19 protein-coding genes and 1 tRNA gene are annotated in these 16,621 nt (G+C 59.0%); 15 read left to right on the top strand and 5 right to left on the bottom strand.

The features are described 5' to 3' along the window. The first annotated feature begins 4 nt into the window (after window positions 1-4). The 5 genes from rnfG (at window position 5) to GM415_RS12855 (ending at window position 4,125) form a co-directional block, all read left to right on the top strand. Window positions 5-583, top strand: a complete 579-nt coding sequence (gene rnfG / locus GM415_RS12875) for an RnfABCDGE type electron transport complex subunit G (protein WP_158948806.1) — start codon at window positions 5-7, stop codon at window positions 581-583. Between the two features lie 9 nt (window positions 584-592). Then, entirely contained in the window at window positions 593-1,270 is a 678-nt protein-coding gene (rsxE, locus tag GM415_RS12870) for an electron transport complex subunit RsxE (RefSeq protein WP_158948804.1), read from the top strand. A 9-nt stretch (window positions 1,271-1,279) separates the two neighbouring features. Then, a complete protein-coding gene (locus tag GM415_RS12865; protein WP_158948802.1) occupies window positions 1,280-1,855 on the top strand; it encodes an electron transport complex protein RnfA in 576 nt (191 codons plus the stop codon). A 9-nt stretch (window positions 1,856-1,864) separates the two neighbouring features. Next, the gene (locus tag GM415_RS12860; protein ID WP_158948800.1) at window positions 1,865-3,970 is read left to right on the top strand and encodes an FAD-dependent oxidoreductase; all 2,106 of its coding nucleotides are present in this window, start codon (window positions 1,865-1,867) and stop codon (window positions 3,968-3,970) included. Window positions 3,971-4,048: 78 nt separating this feature from the next. Then, window positions 4,049-4,125: transfer RNA gene (locus GM415_RS12855), tRNA-Val, on the top strand. Window positions 4,126-4,299: 174 nt separating this feature from the next. Here the strand turns inward: GM415_RS12855 and GM415_RS12850 are convergent. The 4 genes from GM415_RS12850 to GM415_RS12835 are packed head-to-tail and all read right to left on the bottom strand — an operon-like array spanning window position 4,300 to window position 7,853. Continuing rightward, a complete protein-coding gene (locus GM415_RS12850) occupies window positions 4,300-5,019 on the bottom strand; it encodes a substrate-binding domain-containing protein (protein ID WP_158948798.1) in 720 nt (239 codons plus the stop codon). Next, window positions 5,016-5,801 carry an ABC transporter ATP-binding protein gene (locus tag GM415_RS12845; RefSeq protein ID WP_158948796.1) on the bottom strand — a complete coding sequence of 262 codons (786 nt, stop codon included), beginning with the start codon at window positions 5,799-5,801 and terminating at the stop codon, window positions 5,016-5,018. Before GM415_RS12845 ends, GM415_RS12850 begins: the two co-directional genes overlap by 4 nt. Continuing rightward, window positions 5,792-6,760, bottom strand: coding sequence for a FecCD family ABC transporter permease (locus tag GM415_RS12840; protein WP_242012245.1), 969 nt, complete (start codon window positions 6,758-6,760; stop codon window positions 5,792-5,794). The genes GM415_RS12845 and GM415_RS12840 overlap by 10 nt, the downstream gene beginning before the upstream one ends. A 49-nt stretch (window positions 6,761-6,809) precedes the next feature. Then, entirely contained in the window at window positions 6,810-7,853 is a 1,044-nt protein-coding gene (locus tag GM415_RS12835) for an ABC transporter substrate-binding protein (RefSeq protein ID WP_242012244.1), read from the bottom strand. Between the two features lie 362 nt (window positions 7,854-8,215). On the opposite strand from GM415_RS12835, the gene GM415_RS12830 reads away from it, so the two are divergent. After that, complete coding sequence (locus GM415_RS12830; RefSeq protein ID WP_158948790.1) at window positions 8,216-8,557, top strand: hypothetical protein; 342 nt, start codon at window positions 8,216-8,218, stop codon at window positions 8,555-8,557. 98 nt (window positions 8,558-8,655) lie between these two features. Here the strand turns inward: GM415_RS12830 and GM415_RS12825 are convergent, their stop codons facing one another. Then, the gene (locus tag GM415_RS12825; protein WP_158948788.1) at window positions 8,656-9,222 is read right to left on the bottom strand and encodes a Rossmann-fold NAD(P)-binding domain-containing protein; all 567 of its coding nucleotides are present in this window, start codon (window positions 9,220-9,222) and stop codon (window positions 8,656-8,658) included. 438 nt (window positions 9,223-9,660) lie between these two features. Between GM415_RS12825 and GM415_RS12820 the strand changes: the two genes are divergently transcribed. The 9 genes from GM415_RS12820 (at window position 9,661) to trmL (ending at window position 16,555) form a co-directional block, all read left to right on the top strand. Continuing rightward, entirely contained in the window at window positions 9,661-11,388 is a 1,728-nt protein-coding gene (locus GM415_RS12820; protein WP_158948786.1) for an aldehyde ferredoxin oxidoreductase family protein, read from the top strand. A 98-nt stretch (window positions 11,389-11,486) separates the two neighbouring features. Continuing rightward, window positions 11,487-11,714: a MoaD/ThiS family protein gene (locus GM415_RS12815; protein ID WP_158948784.1), complete on the top strand. Its 228-nt coding sequence runs from the start codon at window positions 11,487-11,489 to the stop codon at window positions 11,712-11,714. Between the two features lies 1 nt (window position 11,715). Beyond that, on the top strand, window positions 11,716-12,549 hold the full coding sequence (locus GM415_RS12810) for a HesA/MoeB/ThiF family protein (RefSeq protein ID WP_242012243.1): 834 nt from the start codon (window positions 11,716-11,718) through the stop codon (window positions 12,547-12,549). A 121-nt stretch (window positions 12,550-12,670) separates the two neighbouring features. After that, on the top strand, window positions 12,671-13,057 hold the full coding sequence (locus tag GM415_RS12805) for a winged helix-turn-helix domain-containing protein (RefSeq protein ID WP_158948782.1): 387 nt from the start codon (window positions 12,671-12,673) through the stop codon (window positions 13,055-13,057). An 85-nt stretch (window positions 13,058-13,142) separates the two neighbouring features. Next, window positions 13,143-13,967 (top strand): ABC transporter substrate-binding protein, encoded by an 825-nt coding sequence (locus GM415_RS12800; protein WP_158948780.1) that lies wholly within the window; start codon window positions 13,143-13,145, stop codon window positions 13,965-13,967. Window positions 13,968-14,027: 60 nt separating this feature from the next. Continuing rightward, window positions 14,028-14,723: an ABC transporter permease gene (locus tag GM415_RS12795; protein WP_158948778.1), complete on the top strand. Its 696-nt coding sequence runs from the start codon at window positions 14,028-14,030 to the stop codon at window positions 14,721-14,723. Beyond that, window positions 14,720-15,376: an energy-coupling factor ABC transporter ATP-binding protein gene (locus GM415_RS12790; RefSeq protein WP_158948776.1), complete on the top strand. Its 657-nt coding sequence runs from the start codon at window positions 14,720-14,722 to the stop codon at window positions 15,374-15,376. Before GM415_RS12795 ends, GM415_RS12790 begins: the two co-directional genes overlap by 4 nt. A 15-nt stretch (window positions 15,377-15,391) precedes the next feature. After that, the gene (locus GM415_RS12785) at window positions 15,392-16,099 is read left to right on the top strand and encodes a molybdopterin-guanine dinucleotide biosynthesis protein MobB (protein ID WP_158948774.1); all 708 of its coding nucleotides are present in this window, start codon (window positions 15,392-15,394) and stop codon (window positions 16,097-16,099) included. A 3-nt stretch (window positions 16,100-16,102) separates the two neighbouring features. Next, the gene (gene trmL / locus GM415_RS12780) at window positions 16,103-16,555 is read left to right on the top strand and encodes a tRNA (uridine(34)/cytosine(34)/5-carboxymethylaminomethyluridine(34)-2'-O)-methyltransferase TrmL (RefSeq protein WP_158948772.1); all 453 of its coding nucleotides are present in this window, start codon (window positions 16,103-16,105) and stop codon (window positions 16,553-16,555) included. Window positions 16,556-16,621 lie beyond the last annotated feature (66 nt).

The following is a 16,621-nucleotide window of genomic DNA, read 5'->3' as shown; positions in this document are numbered from 1 at the left end:
TAAGATGAAAGAAATGATCAAGATGGTGGTAATCCTGTCGCTCATATGCGGCCTGTCGGGCCTGACCCTGGCCAGCGTTCGCCAGGCCACGCGCGAGCGCATCGAGGAACAGGTCCTGACCTATGTCCAGGGCCCGGCTCTGGAACAGGTCTTTGTCGCGCACGATAACAACCCGGTGAAGGACCGCAAGACTTTCGATCTGCCCTCCGGACCGGTCACGGTCTTCCCGGCCATAAAGGACGGCACGCTGACCGCCGTGGCCTTCGAAACCTCCGGCAACGGCTACGGCGGCCCGGTGGGCGTGATGGTCGGCATCTCAACCGACGGTTCCCGACTGGAGGGCATCGGCATCACGACCATGAAGGAGACGCCCGGCCTGGGACAGCGAGCCAAGGACCCCGAGTTCCGCAACCAGTTCCGCAACATGTCCACTCAGGGGATAGCCCTTGCCAGGGACGGAGGCAGTGTGCAGGCCATCTCCGGCGCGACCATCACCTCCACGGCCACCGTGACCGCGGTGAATGAAGCGGTAAGGATATTTAAACAAATCAAGGACAAACTCCCCGACGCGTGGGGTTCCTAGGACGGTATCATGAGCACATTGTGGAAGGAATTCTCCAAGGGTCTCTGGAAGGACCTGCCTCCGTTCAAACTGGTGCTCGGGCTCTGCCCGACCCTGGCCGTGACCAAGACCGCCTACAACGGTTTCGGCATGGGCATGGCGGTCATCTTCGTCCTGGCCCTGTCCAACCTCCTGGTCTCCCTGCTGCGCAAGGCCATCCCGGCCAAGGTCCGCATCGCCTGCTTCATCGTGGTCGCCGCCTCGCTGGTGGTCTGTGTTGAACTGCTCATGCAGGCCTACGCCTATCCCCTCTACCAGCAGCTCGGCATCTTCGTGCCGCTCATCGTGGTCAACTGCATCATCCTGGGCAGGGCCGAGGCCTTCGCCTCCAAGAACCCCGTCCACCTGGCCGTGGCGGACGGCCTGGGCATGGGTCTCGGATTCACAATTTCCCTCACCCTGCTCGGCTCGCTCCGGGAGCTGCTAGGCTACGGCACTTGGTTCGGCATGGCCGTTATGGGCGACTGGTTCAAGCCCTTCTCCTTCATGGTGGAAGCCCCCGGCGCGTTCGTCTGCCTCGGCGTTCTGCTCGCGGGTATGAACGCCTTCACCAACTGGCAGCGGAAGACCAAGGGACTGGACGCTATCGAGGGTCCGGGCCACGACTGCAAGAGCTGCGGCATGTGCGCCACCAAGCCCACGCTGTAAGGAGGCACAATGGATTATTTCGTCCTCGTCATCTCGGCCATCTTCGTCAACAACATCGTCCTGGCCCAGTACCTGGGCAACTGCCCGTTTATCGGCACCTCCAAGGAATCAGGCGTGGCCATCGGCATGGGGCTGGCCGTGGTCTTCGTGGCGACCATGGCCGCCACCATAACCTGGTGCGTTCAGGAATACGTGCTCGGCCCGCTGGACCTGGAATACCTCCAGACCATCGCCTTCATCCTGATCATCGCGGCCCTTGTCCAATTCGTGGAGATGTTCCTGAAAAAGGCCATCCCCCCGCTGTACCAGTCGCTGGGCATCTTCCTGCCGCTGATTACCACCAACTGCGCGGTACTCGGCATCGCCATCATCTGCCAGAGGGAGAAATTCACCCTGCCTGAAACCATCATCTTTTCGCTGGCGTCCGGTGCCGGCTTCCTTCTCGCGCTGGTCGTGCTAGCAGGTATCCGGGAGCGGCTTGACCTGGCCCGCGTGCCCATCTCGCTCAAAGGCACGCCCCTGGCCCTGATCATGGCCGGGCTCATGTCCCTGGCCTTCTTCGCCTTCAAGGGCATGGCATCCTAGGAGGACCGCATGATTACCTCTTCCGTTCTCGTCCTCCTCGGCATCGGCTTCATCTCGGCAGTCATCCTGGCCGTGGCTTCCAAGCTCCTCTATGTCTATGAAGACCCGCGCATCGCCCAGGTGGAGTCTGTCCTCGCCGGGGCCAACTGCGGCGGCTGCGGTTATCCCGGCTGCGCTGGCGCGGCCCAGGGAGTGGTCGAAGGCAAGGCAGGGGCAAACGTCTGCGTCATCGGCGGTGACGAGGTGGCCGCCAAGGTGGCCGATATCATGGGCCTGGAGTTCGCCTCCACCGAAAAGCAGACCGCCTTCGTGGACTGCACGGGTGGCGTCCGGGCCGAAGAGACCTATGAATATCACGGCGTGGCAGACTGCCGAGCCCAGCACATGCTGTACGGCGGCAACAAGATGTGCCCCGAAGGCTGCCTCGGCTACGGCACCTGCGTGACCGCATGCCAGTTCGGAGCCATCGAGATCGGCCCGGACGGCTATCCGGTGGTTGATCCCAACCTCTGCACGGCCTGCGGCGGCTGCGCCCAGGTCTGCCCACGCGGCGTCATCACCATCCGAGGCATGACCGCACGTATCACCCACCTCAATGAACTCACCGACTGCCTGGCCCCCTGCCGCCAGCGCTGCCCCGGCCAGATCAACATCCCGCGTTACATCGAACAGGTATCACGCGGCGACTACGCCGGAGCCCTGGAGACGATCCGCGAGCGCATCCCCATGCCGCTCTCCATCGGTCGCGTCTGCCCGCACCCGTGCGAAGGCGTCTGCCGCCGGGGCCACGTGGACGAGCCCGTTGGCATCAACATGATCAAACGATTCGCAGCAGACTGGGAGATGAACTCGGGCACCCGGCTGCCCATCTCCTGCGCTCCAGAGACCGGTCGCAAGGTGGCTGTGGTCGGCGGTGGCCCGGCAGGACTATCCTGCGCCTTTTTCCTGCGCCGCCTCGGACACAGCCCGACCATCTTCGAATCCATGCCAGAACTGGGCGGCCAGCTCCGCTACGGCATCCCTGAATACAGGCTGCCCAATGCGGTCCTGGACTGGGAGATCGAGGGCATCCTGAACCTCGGCATAGAGGTCCGCCACGAACATAATTTCGGAACCGACTTCACCCTCAAGACCCTCGAAGAGGAAGGTTTCGAGGCGGTCTTCCTCGGCGTGGGAGCATGGATGAACATGAACCTGCGCATCGACAACGAAAACGCCAAGGGCGTGGAGACCGGGACGGAATTCCTGACCAAGGTCGGCCTGGGTGTGGACACGGGCATCGGCAAGAAGGTCGTGGTCATCGGCGGCGGCAACACGGCCATCGACACCTCCCGCTCTTCGGTACGACTGGGCGCGCACGTGACCCTCATGTACCGCAGGACCCGCAATGAAATGCCCGCCCACATTGAGGAAATAGTCGGTTCCGAAGAGGAGGGCGTCAACTACCTCTTCCTGTCTGCTCCCAAGCGGATCATTACTGACGACGACGGCCACGTAACCCATGTGGAGTACATCAAGATGGAGCTGGGTGAACCGGATGCCTCGGGGCGGCGGAGGCCAGTGCCCATCGAAGGATCCGAGACCCTGATAGAATGTGACACGGTTTACACGGCAATCGGCCAGAAACCCGAGCTCTCCTGCCTCTACGACGGCTCCGGGACCTGCACGCTGGAGGAGACCCGCTGGCGTACGCTGGGCGCGCATCCCGACACCCTGCAGACCGCCCTGCCCCATGTCTTCACCGGCGGCGACATGCACACCGGCCCGGCCCTGGTCATCACCGCCCTGGGCGAGGGACGCAAGGCAGCGCGGTCCATCCACCAGCTCCTGACCGAAGGCAGGATACACTACTCCAGCCAACTTCAACGGGAGCTGATCCCGTACACCATGTTCACGGATGTGCCTGACGTCGGCTACCGGCGACGGTCCGAACTGCCGCACCAAATCGAATGTGACGAACGCAAATGCACGTTCAAGGAGATCGAGGGTCCACTGGGCTTGGCCGACGTCAAACACGAGACCTGCCGCTGTCTGCGCTGTGGCCTAACCTGCTACAACCGCGACCTGACGGAAGGACAGGAGTGTCTGGCCGAAGATTGTGTCAAGAATCCGTAAAAAAAGGGTTGCAAAGCAAATCGCTTGTGGATATATCAGTGCTCCCTTCGGGCGTTATGCTCCCAGGGAGACCAAAGTGGGCGATTAACTCAGCTGGTCAGAGTGCCATCTTCACACGGTGGAAGTCACAGGTTCAAATCCCGTATCGCCCACCACTTTTCGCAAATCGGAATGGGCAGTTAGAATATTCTAACTGCCCATTTTGCGTTAATGGCCCAACCGAGATCTACTCTGGTAACAATTGTATCTAGCACGGCCGACAATCCATGTCGCCATTATGTAGCCCCAAATGGATTTGCTCGGTAACAGCCCTCCACAAACAATGTGTATCAAGCCCCGTCACAGCGCATAAAGCCGCACTGCTCCAGAGCCTCGGTCGCAGGCAGGGAATCAAGCAGGGCCAGCGCCTTGGCGACAACGGGATCACCCCGAAGCGCAACCACGCCATAAATCGCCTCCACAGCCAGAGCCGGAGGCAACTCCACCATGGCCAACCCTTCAACGGAGCGAACCACATCCAAGGCCGAAGTACGGTACCCCAAGAATAGATCAACCTTGCCCGCCTCGAATAGTCCGGGCACCGGAGAGCGACCTGGGCCGTCTTTGCCGTGCAGGCTGCCGCCCACCAGGGGCAACGCCTTTGCCCGGAGGCGTTCCCGGCTGCCCGGCAGGATCGCCTCGGCCCGGTCGAAAACCGAAAAAGCGTAATCTCCACCGGGATCGGCACCGGGCGTAGAGGTGCCCAGCCGGTTTTCCTGCGCCAGCATGGCGGCCAGCGCATCGCCGCACTCCAACGCCTCGCGCCGCCCGAACAGGCATAGCCGATTCACAGCAAGCTCCCGTGCTGGCGCATAGTCGTCCAGGGTCTCGACGGCTCGTGCGTGATCCATATTTGCGGAGAAGAACAGAGAAGGACGCTCTCCTTCCTCGATCCGACGGCGCAGCAGCCCGGCCGGACCAAAAAGGACATCCAGATCGAGCCCGACGGCCTCGGCCATGGCGGGCAATGCCTTGCGCAGACTGCCCGCGGAAAACACGGTCAGACTCATACGGCCTCCCCCTTTGCGGTGCAGACGATTCGCTCCCCTTCCAGGTTATGGATGTCCACGCCGAGACCATACAAGTCTGTCAACGCTTCCGGGGTCAGAATCTCACGCGTCAGGCCGCTGCCACGCACCCGTCCCCCGGCCAACAGGCAGGTCCGCTCTGATATGCCAAAGGCGTGGTCCGGGAAATGGGTGGTCATAACCACGGTCAGTCCCCGGTCGGCAAGGGAACGAATGAGCGCGAGGGTACGCGCCTGGTTGCCGAAATCCAGATGCGAGGTGGGCTCGTCCAGAAGCAGAATATCCGCCTCCTGGGCCAGAGCCCGGGCAAAAAGAATGAGCTGCCGCTCGCCCCCGCTGGTCTCGTCATAGGAAACATCCGCCAAATGGGCCGCGCCCATGGTTTCCAACGCCTCCCTCGCCACGCGGAAATCCCTGCCGGACGGAGAGGAAAAAGCGCCCAGATGGGCTGTTCGCCCCATAACCACGACGTCGAGCGCGCTAAAGGAGAATATCGGCGTATGCATCTGCGGCACAAAGGCGATACGTCGGGCCGCCTCGCGCCTGCTCAGGGCCGACACCTCCGTTTCTCCGGCGAACACCCTGCCGTTTCCAGGCGTCTCCAGCCCCGCAGCGCAGCGAAGCAGGGTCGACTTGCCCGTTCCGTTGGGACCGAGAATGGAGAGAACCTCGCCGGAGTGAGCGGACAAGTTCACGTCCGTCCAGACCGGCGGCTTGCCGTCATAGGCGAAACCGAGCTCTTCGATGCGCAGGATCAGGCCCATCCGGTCCTCCCCCTGCCCAGAAGCACGGCGAAGAACGGAGCGCCCACCGTGGCGGTAAGAATGCCAAGCGGTATCTCCGTGGCAGTCAGGTTGCGGGCCAGGCCGTCGATAATCACCAGGTAGCATGCGCCGAGGGCCAGGGAAGCGGGTATAAGTCGGCGGTAGTCCGGGCCCACCACCATCCTCGCCAGATGCGGCACGACGAGGCCCACCCAGCCGATGATTCCGCTGATGGAGACTGCGCAGGCGGTCAGCACCGTCACAGCCACGACCACGCCGAAACGCAGCCGTCCGGCCTCAACGCCAAGAGCGCGGGCCTCTTCATCCCCCAGGGTCAGGACGTTGAGTTTCCAGCGCACCAGAAACAATCCCAGCAAACAGATCCCCATGGCGGGAAGCACGGCCAGCAGGTCGTCCATGCTCACCGAGGCCAGGGAGCCCATCAGCCAATAGACGATGACGGGCAGCTTGTCGTCCGGGTCCGCCATGTATTTGACCAGGGAAAGCAGGGACTGAAAGAACGCGCCCGTAACCACCCCGGCAAGAATGATGATCATGGTGCCGGAGGTCCTGTAGAGACGGCTCATCACCCACGCCGTGCCCACGGCGACCATGCCGAAGGCGAAGGCGGAAACCTGGATGAGCAGCGCGCTTTCCCAAAGCAGTATGCCGAGGGCCGCGCCAAAACCCGCACCCGAGGCGACGCCGAGAACATACGGCGACACGAGGGGATTGCGGAACAAGCCCTGAAAGGCCGCGCCAGACACGGACAGTCCTCCGCCGATGAGCATGGCCGCCAGCACGCGCGGCAGGCGTACCTGCAGAACCACGGCCTTCAACACTCCGGGGAGGCCGTCATCAACCGGCAATCCGGCCGCATGGGCCAGGATACGCCACACATCGGCCACATGGACCGGATAGCGTCCCCAAACCAGGCCGAGGCAGAACACTGCGACCACGCCCGCCCATAGCCACAGAGAGCGTATGGGCGGGCGATCCGATACCGGCCTACTCGAAGGGAATGCCATAGAATTCCTTGTAGTAGGATTGCACCATGGCGTCGAGGTCGACATCCTTGAACTTCTCGGGGTAAAGCGTCTTGGCCATCCAGAGTTCGCCCAGGGCCATGGACTCAGGCAGAGCGTGCCCCCACGGCTTGACGTACTCGGGGCAAACGTGAACTTGCCCGTTCTTGACGGCATCCACCTGCTGCCAGGCAGGGTCTGCGATCAGTTGATCGGCGGCCTTGCGGTGCCGCCATTGCACGAAGATGACCTCGGGATTCCAGCGCAGCACGTCCTCCATGGTCACTTCCTTGAATCCGACCACTTCCTTGGCGGCCACGTTGACGCCTCCGGCGCGCTCCATGATTACGCTGGTGTACTTGCCACGCCCATAGGTGTGCAGGTTGGACCTGGCCATGTAGCACCGCACCCGCTCGCCTTCTGGAATATTGCCGAGGTGGGACTTGAGGATGGAACGGCTCTGCTCCACCGTCTGCATCAATTTGGCCGCCCGCTCCTGTTTTTCGAAGATGTCGCCCAGCAGCAGCACCGCGTCCTTCAGCCCCTTGTTGTAGGCTTCCTGCGCATCCTTCAGATCGGGATTCAGCTTGGAAGCTTCTGCATAGGCGGCGTCGAAAAGGGAAATGGCAACTGTGGGGATTCCCGCCGCGCTGATCTGATCGATCATATCCTTGGGGGCATAGTGCGTGACGATGACCAGATCGGGATTTAGGGCGAGGAGTGCTTCCATGTTCACTGAACTCAGGCCGCCGGGAGTAGGCATCGCCTTGATGTCGCTCATGCACTTGGCTGCTCCGGGCAGATACTTGTCCCACTTCTCGAGTACGCCCACTACCGTGCCCTGGGCACCAAGCTGGATCATGATGTCCAGGGCCTGGTGTTGCAAGACAACTACCCGGCTGACGCTGTCCGGAACGGATACGGTCCTGCCCAATTGGTCGGTGACGGTACGGGCGGCGTGCGCGGGCACGGCCAGCAGCAAGGTCAGCAACCAGGCAATCGCAAACTGTTTGCAAGATAATTTCACGGAACGAATCTCCTTGATATAATGATGTTGGGCGACAGGGCACGGGCGACCCGCCATACACCCCTGAACCGATCAAAGTGCGGCTGATATGCCCCGATGTCTCCCGACCTTTAGGTCGGGCGGCTTCAGACGATAAGGGTAATCTCTACTCTGTCGGAATAAATTGTGGCAAGAAAAAGACCAACTATCACGAAAACTAATGGTTCCGTGACAGTGCATTGAGCCTTTTTAGACATAATCAATTAAATAGCCGGAACAACCTCATTTAACGCTGCGATGACACTTGCATGAAAATGAGCGATGGTTATTGATATTCAACAACGCCAGGATCGTGCTATACGACAAATAAAAGGAGTAACATCATGCGAAAAATACTCACATCCGCCCTACTCATGTTTTGTCTTTTTGCCTTAACCTCCCCCGCAAGCGCCATGGACATCGCCAGGGGACTTCGAGGACAGGCTGACTCCAGCTACAGGATCGCCAAGAAGGCTTACAGAAAGGCCGTCAAAGACTATGGCGAATCTCTCCAGGGAATGCCGGAGACGGAACGTGCCTCCGCATGCAAGAAGATGGGGTACGGGATTTATGACAACCGGACCCAGATTCCTCTGGAGTCAAGCTACTTCTACGAGACCCAATACCGACGCCAGCTCAAGGAGCTGGAAGGATACGCCAAAACCTTGGGTTGCCCCAATCAGTAAAAGCAAAGGAGAGCTTCCCTCGCCGGGGAGCTCTCCTTTGAAAGACCAAATCTGAAAAGACAGGTCGAAGCCGATTTACCGGCAGCGTCGGGAGGCTATCAAAGACTGCCAAACTCCACGGTGACCATCACCATCTCCTTATCCCCGGGCATTTCTACAGCTCCGCCTCCATCCTGGTAAACTGCCGCATGATCCTCCAGGACACTCTGCAGGTAAGCGCCCGGGATCTCGATGCCGCGGCTCAGAATCTCCTCACCCGACTCAACCGCCAGCGTGCTGAACACCTTGGCGAACACCCGGATCGAAACGCCCTTGGCTTCATCCGCGGTACCGTCCTTGCTGGCAATATCCTTTCTGAAACTCTTGAACGGATTGTCTCGTCCCATGACAATGCCCACCAGGCCGGGCATGGCTCCGCCAAGAGCCAGCCTGTCACCGTCCTTGACGTACACCTTGTCGATGCCGTCGACCGGACTTCTGTTAAGAAATATGGTTCTTACGGAATTATCGATGAAGTCCGAATCATACCCGAACCGGGAGAAGAGAAACTCCCTGACGGTCATGCCCTCCTGCCCATGAACAAAGAATCCCTTTTGAAGTATGAAATTCCAGTTGCTTCGCGAGGCTTCATCCATCCGGATCGCCAGCCGTTTGAGATTATTCATTTTCGGCTCCTTGCCCTTGTAATTTCCAAACTTAAAATCACATTTATTATGCTCACAAAGGCATAATCAATTGTTTTCTTTGAAAATATTTATTTGCAGGACTCTAATCGCAAAGTCATTGCATATCAATAATTCAAAGATAAAAAACTTGATCATTTTTTATGTTGGTCATCATTTTTTTCTCACAATCACATTTTTTTGCTCTTCATGGTATTTTACCGAGATGGGTATTTAGTATGGTAAAATCACAGTACTTTTAATCCCATACATATTATTCAGAGTACCCAAGAACCGTTTTCATTATGTCCGACTGAGCATAATCGTTTGTTTTTATTGACATTTTTTTTCAAAAGGGTGTAGAGGTGAATTGTTTTTTAAGTGCTTACAAAGACACCCCCGTCCTAAGCACCGGAATCTTTCAACTGCAAGAGGTGCAAAATGCCTAAGATTCTCCGAATCAACACCCGTACTAAGGAGTACGCTTTTGAAGAGGTCGGTCCCTACGCCAATCTTGGCGGCCGAGCTCTGACATCGCGCGTCATCAACAAAGAAGTCCCGGCCAACTGCCATCCGCTTTCGGCCGAGAACAAACTCGTTTTCGCTACCGGCCTGCTGGGCGGCTCCACCGCTGCCAACTCCGGCCGTCTTTCCGTGGGAACGAAATCTCCGTTGACCGAAGGTATCAAGGAGTCCAACTCCGGTGGTATGTTCGCTCACAAGATGCCCAAGATGGGCCTGCTGGCCATCATCCTTGAAGACAAGCCCGAAGAAGGCGCGTCTTTCTCCAACATCGTCATTTCCGATGGCACCGTGGAATTCAAGGACGCCTCCGACATCGTCGGCATGGACAACTACCCCGCTCACGAGAAGCTGCTGGCCGAATACGGCGACAAGCTCGTCTGCGGTATGATCGGACCCGCTGGTGAGACCGTCCGCAAGACTGCCACCATCCAGTTCACCGATCCCTACAAGCGCCCCGCTCGCTCCGCCGGTCGCGGCGGCGTTGGTGCCGTCATGGGCTCCAAGAAGATCAAGGCCATCATCCTTGACCCCGCCGTCAACAACAAGGTCGAAGCCGCTGACGCAGAAGCCTTCAAGACCGCTCGCAAGACCTGGGTCGACATCCTGCGCGGCCACCCGGTCACCGCTGAAGGCCTGCCTGGATTCGGTACCTCCATCCTGGTTAACATCATCAACGAAGCCGGCGCCATGCCGACCAAGAACTTCCGCTACGGCCAGGTCGATCACGCCGCCGACATCTCCGGTGAAAAGATCGAGGAAGTCATCAAGTCCCGCAGCGGCAAGCCCACTGAAGGTTGTCACACCGGTTGCGTCATCCAGTGCTCCCAGCAGTACAACGATGCCAACGGTGAGTACCTCACCTCCGGCTTCGAGTACGAAACCGTGTGGGCCTTCGGCGCCAACGCCCTGATCAAGGACATTGACGACATCGCCACCATGGACCGTATCTGCGACGAAAAGGGCATGGATACCATCGAAATCGGTAACACCATCGCCATCGCCATGGACGGCGGCATCATCCCCTGGGGTGACGGCAAGGCCGCCATTGAGCTGCTCAAGAAAGTCGGCTCCGACGATCCCATGGGTATGATCATCGGTAACGGCGTCACCTTCGCTGGCGGCGCATTCGGCGTGGAACGCCTCCCCGTTGTTAAGAACCAGTCCATGCCCGCCTACGACCCGCGTGCGGTCAAGGGCGTCGGCGTCACCTACGCCACCACCCCCATGGGCGCTGACCACACCGCCGGTTACGGCGTCTGCCAGAACGTCCTGGGCGTCGGCGGCTCCATCGACGGTCACGTCAAGGACGGCAACGTCGAGCTCTCCAAGAACCTTCAGGTTGCCACCGCCGCCATCGACTCCATGGGCTTCTGCCTCTTCGTCGCCTTCGCCGTCCTCGACAGCGAAAACGGCGTGCAGGCCATGGCCGACCTGGTCCAGGCTTACACCGGCAACACCTTCACCGCGGACGACCTGGTCAACCTCGGCGTTGGTGCCCTGCAGGACGAACTGGACTTCAACGCCAAGGCCGGCTTCACCAAGCTGGATGACAAGCTGCCCCGCTTCTTCGAAACCGATCCCCTGCCGCCCCACAACGTGGTTTGGGACATCGACGAAGACGAACTCCAGGGCGCCAAGGTTTAATCCAGAGCCCACCAAGCATGATTTGAGGCCGGAGATTTTCTCCGGCCTTTTTTTTGGGAATCGTTGACCGAGTATTGTAAAATTGCTAGAGGAAACACATGGGTATTGAATTAAAACTCTTTGCGACTCTGGCCCCTCTCCTGCCTGAAAACAGTGCGGATTATCCCATTGAGGAAGGAGAGACCATCAGGTCGCTCATGGTCAAGGTCGGTATCCCCGAAAAGGATGTGGCGATCATGTTCGTCAATTCCCTCAAGGTGGAGCTGGACACCGAGATCAAGGACAAGGATCGCGTCGGGCTTTTCCCTGCCGTAGGCGGAGGCTAGCGTGCCGCTGGCCGACTCCATTCGAACGCATGCAGTAGACCAGGACCTGCCGTCCGGAGGACATGGACAGGTCCTAGGTCTTTCTGCGGTCATGGCCATCGGAAACGAGCATGGCGTAAAAGGGCATGTGGTCGAAGCAAAAGCCCTGTCTCTGGGCATTCATCCTGCCCGATATCTTAGAAACCAACTGATCATTGACATACAACACCAAGCAAAGCTGCTTGAATCGACCATTGCCCAGGTAGGCCTGGGTGGCCTGGGAGGAACCCTGCTGGAGGTCTTCCTGCGCACGGGCATTGGAACCATTCGAGGTGCGGACGGTGACACGTTCGAGGCTACCAACCTGAACCGGCAGGCTCTGAGTTCTCCGGCAGCGCTGGATAGACCCAAAGCCGAGGTGGCCGCCGAACGGGCAGAACAACTCAACCCGTCGGTATCCTTTGAGGCGAAAAACGAATTCCTCGACGCCCGGACCCTCCCCGACTTTCTGGACGGGGCCGACCTGGCCGTGGACGCCCTCGGCGGACTGAAGACGCGCCCAGCGCTCCAGCAGGCCGCCGCAGACGCAGGCATCCCTCTGGTCACCGGCGCCCTGGCGGGCTGGACCGGTTATGTGGCAGTGGTCATGCCCGGACATGAAGGTCCGGCAGACATCATGGGGACCGACAACGGCGCGGAGGAAAAACTTGGATGCCCTGCTCCGGCGGTCACTTTTTTCGCTGCTCTTATGGCTGCCGAGGCAGTCAAACTGCTGACGACAGGCCAGTCCGAACTCACCTCAGCCATGCTAATCGCAGATCTAAAAACACTTTCCTTTGACCGTATTTTGCTTTAAATTCAGGGGCTTATGATTGAAACATACTATTATGCCAAGCTTGACTTAATCAAGCTTTTCCTGCATATACTACCCTCTGCGGTCTAATAGTATTAATCATTCAAAAACATTATGGTACCCCATGGCAAAATCTGATCAAGCAACCTTACGTCTGCGAGTCTGGATCGAACAGGAAAACGATCTTTACATCGGAATAGGCTCGACCTTGCTGCTCCAGCACATCGAGAAACTCGGCTCCCTCCGCAAGGCGGCGGAAGCTCTGGGCATGTCCTATCGCCGTGCCTGGGGCAAGCTGAAAAGTGCTGAAGAGCGCATCGGACAACCGTTGGTGGAAAAGACAAAAGGACAGGGCCAGCGTTTCAACCTGTCTCCTTTTGGCAAGGAACTGATGGAAAAATTTCTTGAATTCTATCTTGACGTGGAAAACTACGCTATCGAAAAGGCATCCGACATCTTGGAGATGCAGGTAGGAAAATCGGGAGAATTCTACCGCGACGACAAGGAATAGGAGATATTTTCGTGTTTGAAATTTGGGATAGGAGAAGCCTCAAGCGGCTTTAAGGATTAACCACCAACTCAGTGAGGGAACACCAATGAAACGCATCATGACCATCGTGCTTGCTGCCATGCTGACGCTCGCGCTCGCGCTGCCCGCCATGGCAAACAAGACGCTGATGATGGCCACCACCACATCGACCGCCAACACCGGTCTGCTGGACGAACTGATCGTACCGCTCTTCCTTAAGGATACGGGCATCGAGATCAAATTCGTGGCAGTGGGAACCGGCAAGGCCCTGAAAATGGCTGAAAACTGCGACGTGGACGTCGTGCTCGTGCACGCTCCCGGCGCCGAGAAAGTATACATGGACAAAGGCGTCCTCGTGGACCGCAAGGAGCTGATGTATAATGACTTCGTCATCATCGGTCCCGCTTCCGACCCCGCCGGCGTCAAAGGCATGTCCGTCACCGACGCCCTGAAGACCATCGAGGCCAAGAAGGCCGTCTTCGCCAGCCGCGGCGACAACTCCGGCACCAACAAAAAGGAAATCTCCCTGTGGAAGTCCGCCGGCATGGCGGTCCCCGAAAAGCAGGAATGGTACATCCAGACCGGCCAGGGAATGCTCCCGACCATCAACGTCGCCAACGAGAAGTCCGGTTACACCATGACCGACCGCGGCACCTACATCAAGTACTCCCACAACCACGAGGGCAATCCCCCGCTGAAGGTTCTGGTGGAAGGCGACAAGGTGCTGTTCAACCAGTACTCCGGCCTGGCCGTGAACACCAAGCACTGCAAGGACGCCCAGTACGAGATGGCCACCCAGTTCATCGACTGGATGGCTTCCCCGGCCACCCAGAAGGCCATCGGCGAATTCAAGCTTCTCGGACAGAAGCTTTTTATTCCCAACGCAAAATAATCCTAGTATGACCTCTCGGGGGGACGGGCATGCCGTCCCCCCGTTTTAAAAGGAATACGCATGGATTATCTGCTTCAAGGTTTTCTTCAAGGCTTCGTGCTCCTGTTCAGTGGAGACCCGGAGACCTATTCGGCTATCTGGGCAACGGTGGGAGCATCCTCTCTCTCCATGTTCTGCAGCCTCGCCATAGGCGTCCCCCTCGGCTTTTGCCTCGGCCACTATTCCTTCCCCGGTAAAAAGATCGTCCGCACCGGCGTGGACACTCTGCTATCCTTTCCCACAGTGGTCATCGGTCTGCTTGTCTACGCCTTCCTGACCCGCCACGGCCCCTTAGGCGGCACAGGGCTCCTCTTTTCCCTGGCCGGCATAGCCATAGGCCAAACCCTGCTCGGCCTGCCGATCATCGTCGCCATGACTGCCAATGCAGTGGATGGTTTGGACAAACGGCTGCCCATGACCCTCATCACTCTGGGGGCCAGCCCCAAACAGATCCTCTGGGCTACGGTCATGGAAGCGCGATTTTCCATCATGCTTGCGGCCATGGCCGCTTACGGGCGCATCGTTTCCGAGGTTGGTATTTCCATGCTTGTGGGTGGCAACATCAAGTGGCACACGCGCACCATCACTACTGCCATCGCCCTGGAGACCGGCAAGGGAGAGTTCGCCGTGGGCATCGCCCTTGGCATGGTCCTGCTTACAGTCGCCCTGGTGGTCAACGTTGCCGCCACTGGGTTGAAGAAAAAGGCGGTCAAATGAATAAACCGCTCATCTCCCTGGAAAAGGTGCGGCAGATTTATAACGGACGTACCGTCCTCTCAATCGACCATCTCGACATCAACAAGGGCGAGATTATCGGCCTGGCCGGGCCCAACGGCTCCGGCAAATCCACCCTGCTCAAGATTTTGGCGTTCCTCAACGCTCCCACGGAAGGTACGGTCTCCTTCATGGGTTCGCCCACGTCCACACACCCTGGCGCAGTCCATCGCCAGGTGACTCTGCTGGTTCAGGAACCCTTTTTGCTCAAACGCTCGGTCCATGCCAACGTCGCCTACGGACTCCGGGTGAGAAGAAAATCAGACATCACCACCAAGGTGCACAACGCCCTCGTGGAGGTCGGCCTGGACCCTGAGTCGTTTTCTCCCCGGCAGTGGTTCGAACTGTCCGGCGGTGAAGCCCAGCGTGTGGCCCTGGCAGCCCGCCTGGTGCTCAAGCCGAGCGTCCTGCTCATGGATGAACCCACAGCCAGCCTCGACATCAGATCCGCCGAACTGACACGCAAGGCAGCATTGCGTGCCAGGGACAAAAACGGCACCTGCCTGGTCATCGCCAGCCATGACCTGCCCTGGCTCGACCAGGTGAGCGACAAGACCATCCACTTGGAAAACGGCATCATCACGAACATAACCTAATTCGCGGAGTTGATCATGAAGGCAGTTTCCATCATAGGTCCCAAGAATTCGGGCAAGACAACTCTCGGCATCAGGCTCGCAGAGACCTTCAAGGCACGCGGACTTACCGTAGCGGCCGCCAAGTTCAGCCACAGCGGGCTGGACTGGGTAGAGACGGATACCGCAAAATACGCCAAGGTCTGTGACGCGGTTGCCGGACTCGGCTCTGAAGAAGCCTTTGTTCACTGGACAAAGCGTCGCCACCTACCGGACCTGCTCCCGCTGCTCACGGCGGACGTACTCATAGTGGAAGGCGGCAAGTCCTTCGGCTTCCTGCCGCGCATCCTCTGCCTGTCCGGTGACCTTTCCGATGGAACCGACTGGCTCGGCCCCGAGCTGGCCATCGCCACCTACGGCGACAAGACCCTGGACGGAATCCAGGCCGCCGACTCGGTTGAGACGCTGGCCGATATCGTCCTGGAAAAGGGCTTCTTCCTGCCCGGCATGGATTGCGAAACCTGCGGCCGCCCGGATTGCCGGACCCTGGCCGCAGAGATCGTGCGGGGCGCGGTCACCACCAAGGCGTGCCTGGCCATGCACAACTCCATCACCGTGGACATCAACGGTGCGCCGGTGGGCATGAAGCCCTTCGTGGAAGAAATAATCTCCGCCTCGATTCGTGAAATGATCCGCACCCTCAAGGGATATTCCCCCGGCAAGGCAACCATCAAACTGGACGTGTAATCCATGCGCATCGTGCTCTTCGAACCGGAAATTCCGCCGAACACCGGCAACATTGCCCGCCTCTGCGCGGCCACCAAGACCCCGCTCCACCTCATCGAACCCCTGGGGTTCAAAACCGACGACAAACACCTCAAGCGGGCCGGGCTCGACTACTGGGAACACGTCAAGCTGACTATCCACCCGAGTTTCGAACACTTCGTGCGCACGGTGGAGCCCTACAGGCTGGTCATGGCCTCGACCAAGGCTTCTGTCGCCCACCAGAACTTCCAGTTTCAGCCCATAGACACCATCGTCATGGGCCCGGAGACACGAGGCCTGCCGCAGGAGATCATGGCCCTCTCGCCTCATGCCGTGCGTATCCCCATTTGGGGAGAGGTACGCAGCCTGAATCTGTCAACGGCCACGGGCATCCTGCTGTACGAGGCCATGAGGCAGACCGACCTGTTACCCGACTAAACAGCTTCCGCCTTGTTTTTTTGCCCTCCCGGCTGTAGATTTCGGGAGATTCTCGCGGCACGCCCC

The organism is Pseudodesulfovibrio cashew (assembly GCF_009762795.1).
Classification (GTDB): domain Bacteria; phylum Desulfobacterota; class Desulfovibrionia; order Desulfovibrionales; family Desulfovibrionaceae; genus Pseudodesulfovibrio; species Pseudodesulfovibrio cashew.
This window is presented reverse-complemented; position numbering and strand designations above follow the sequence as displayed.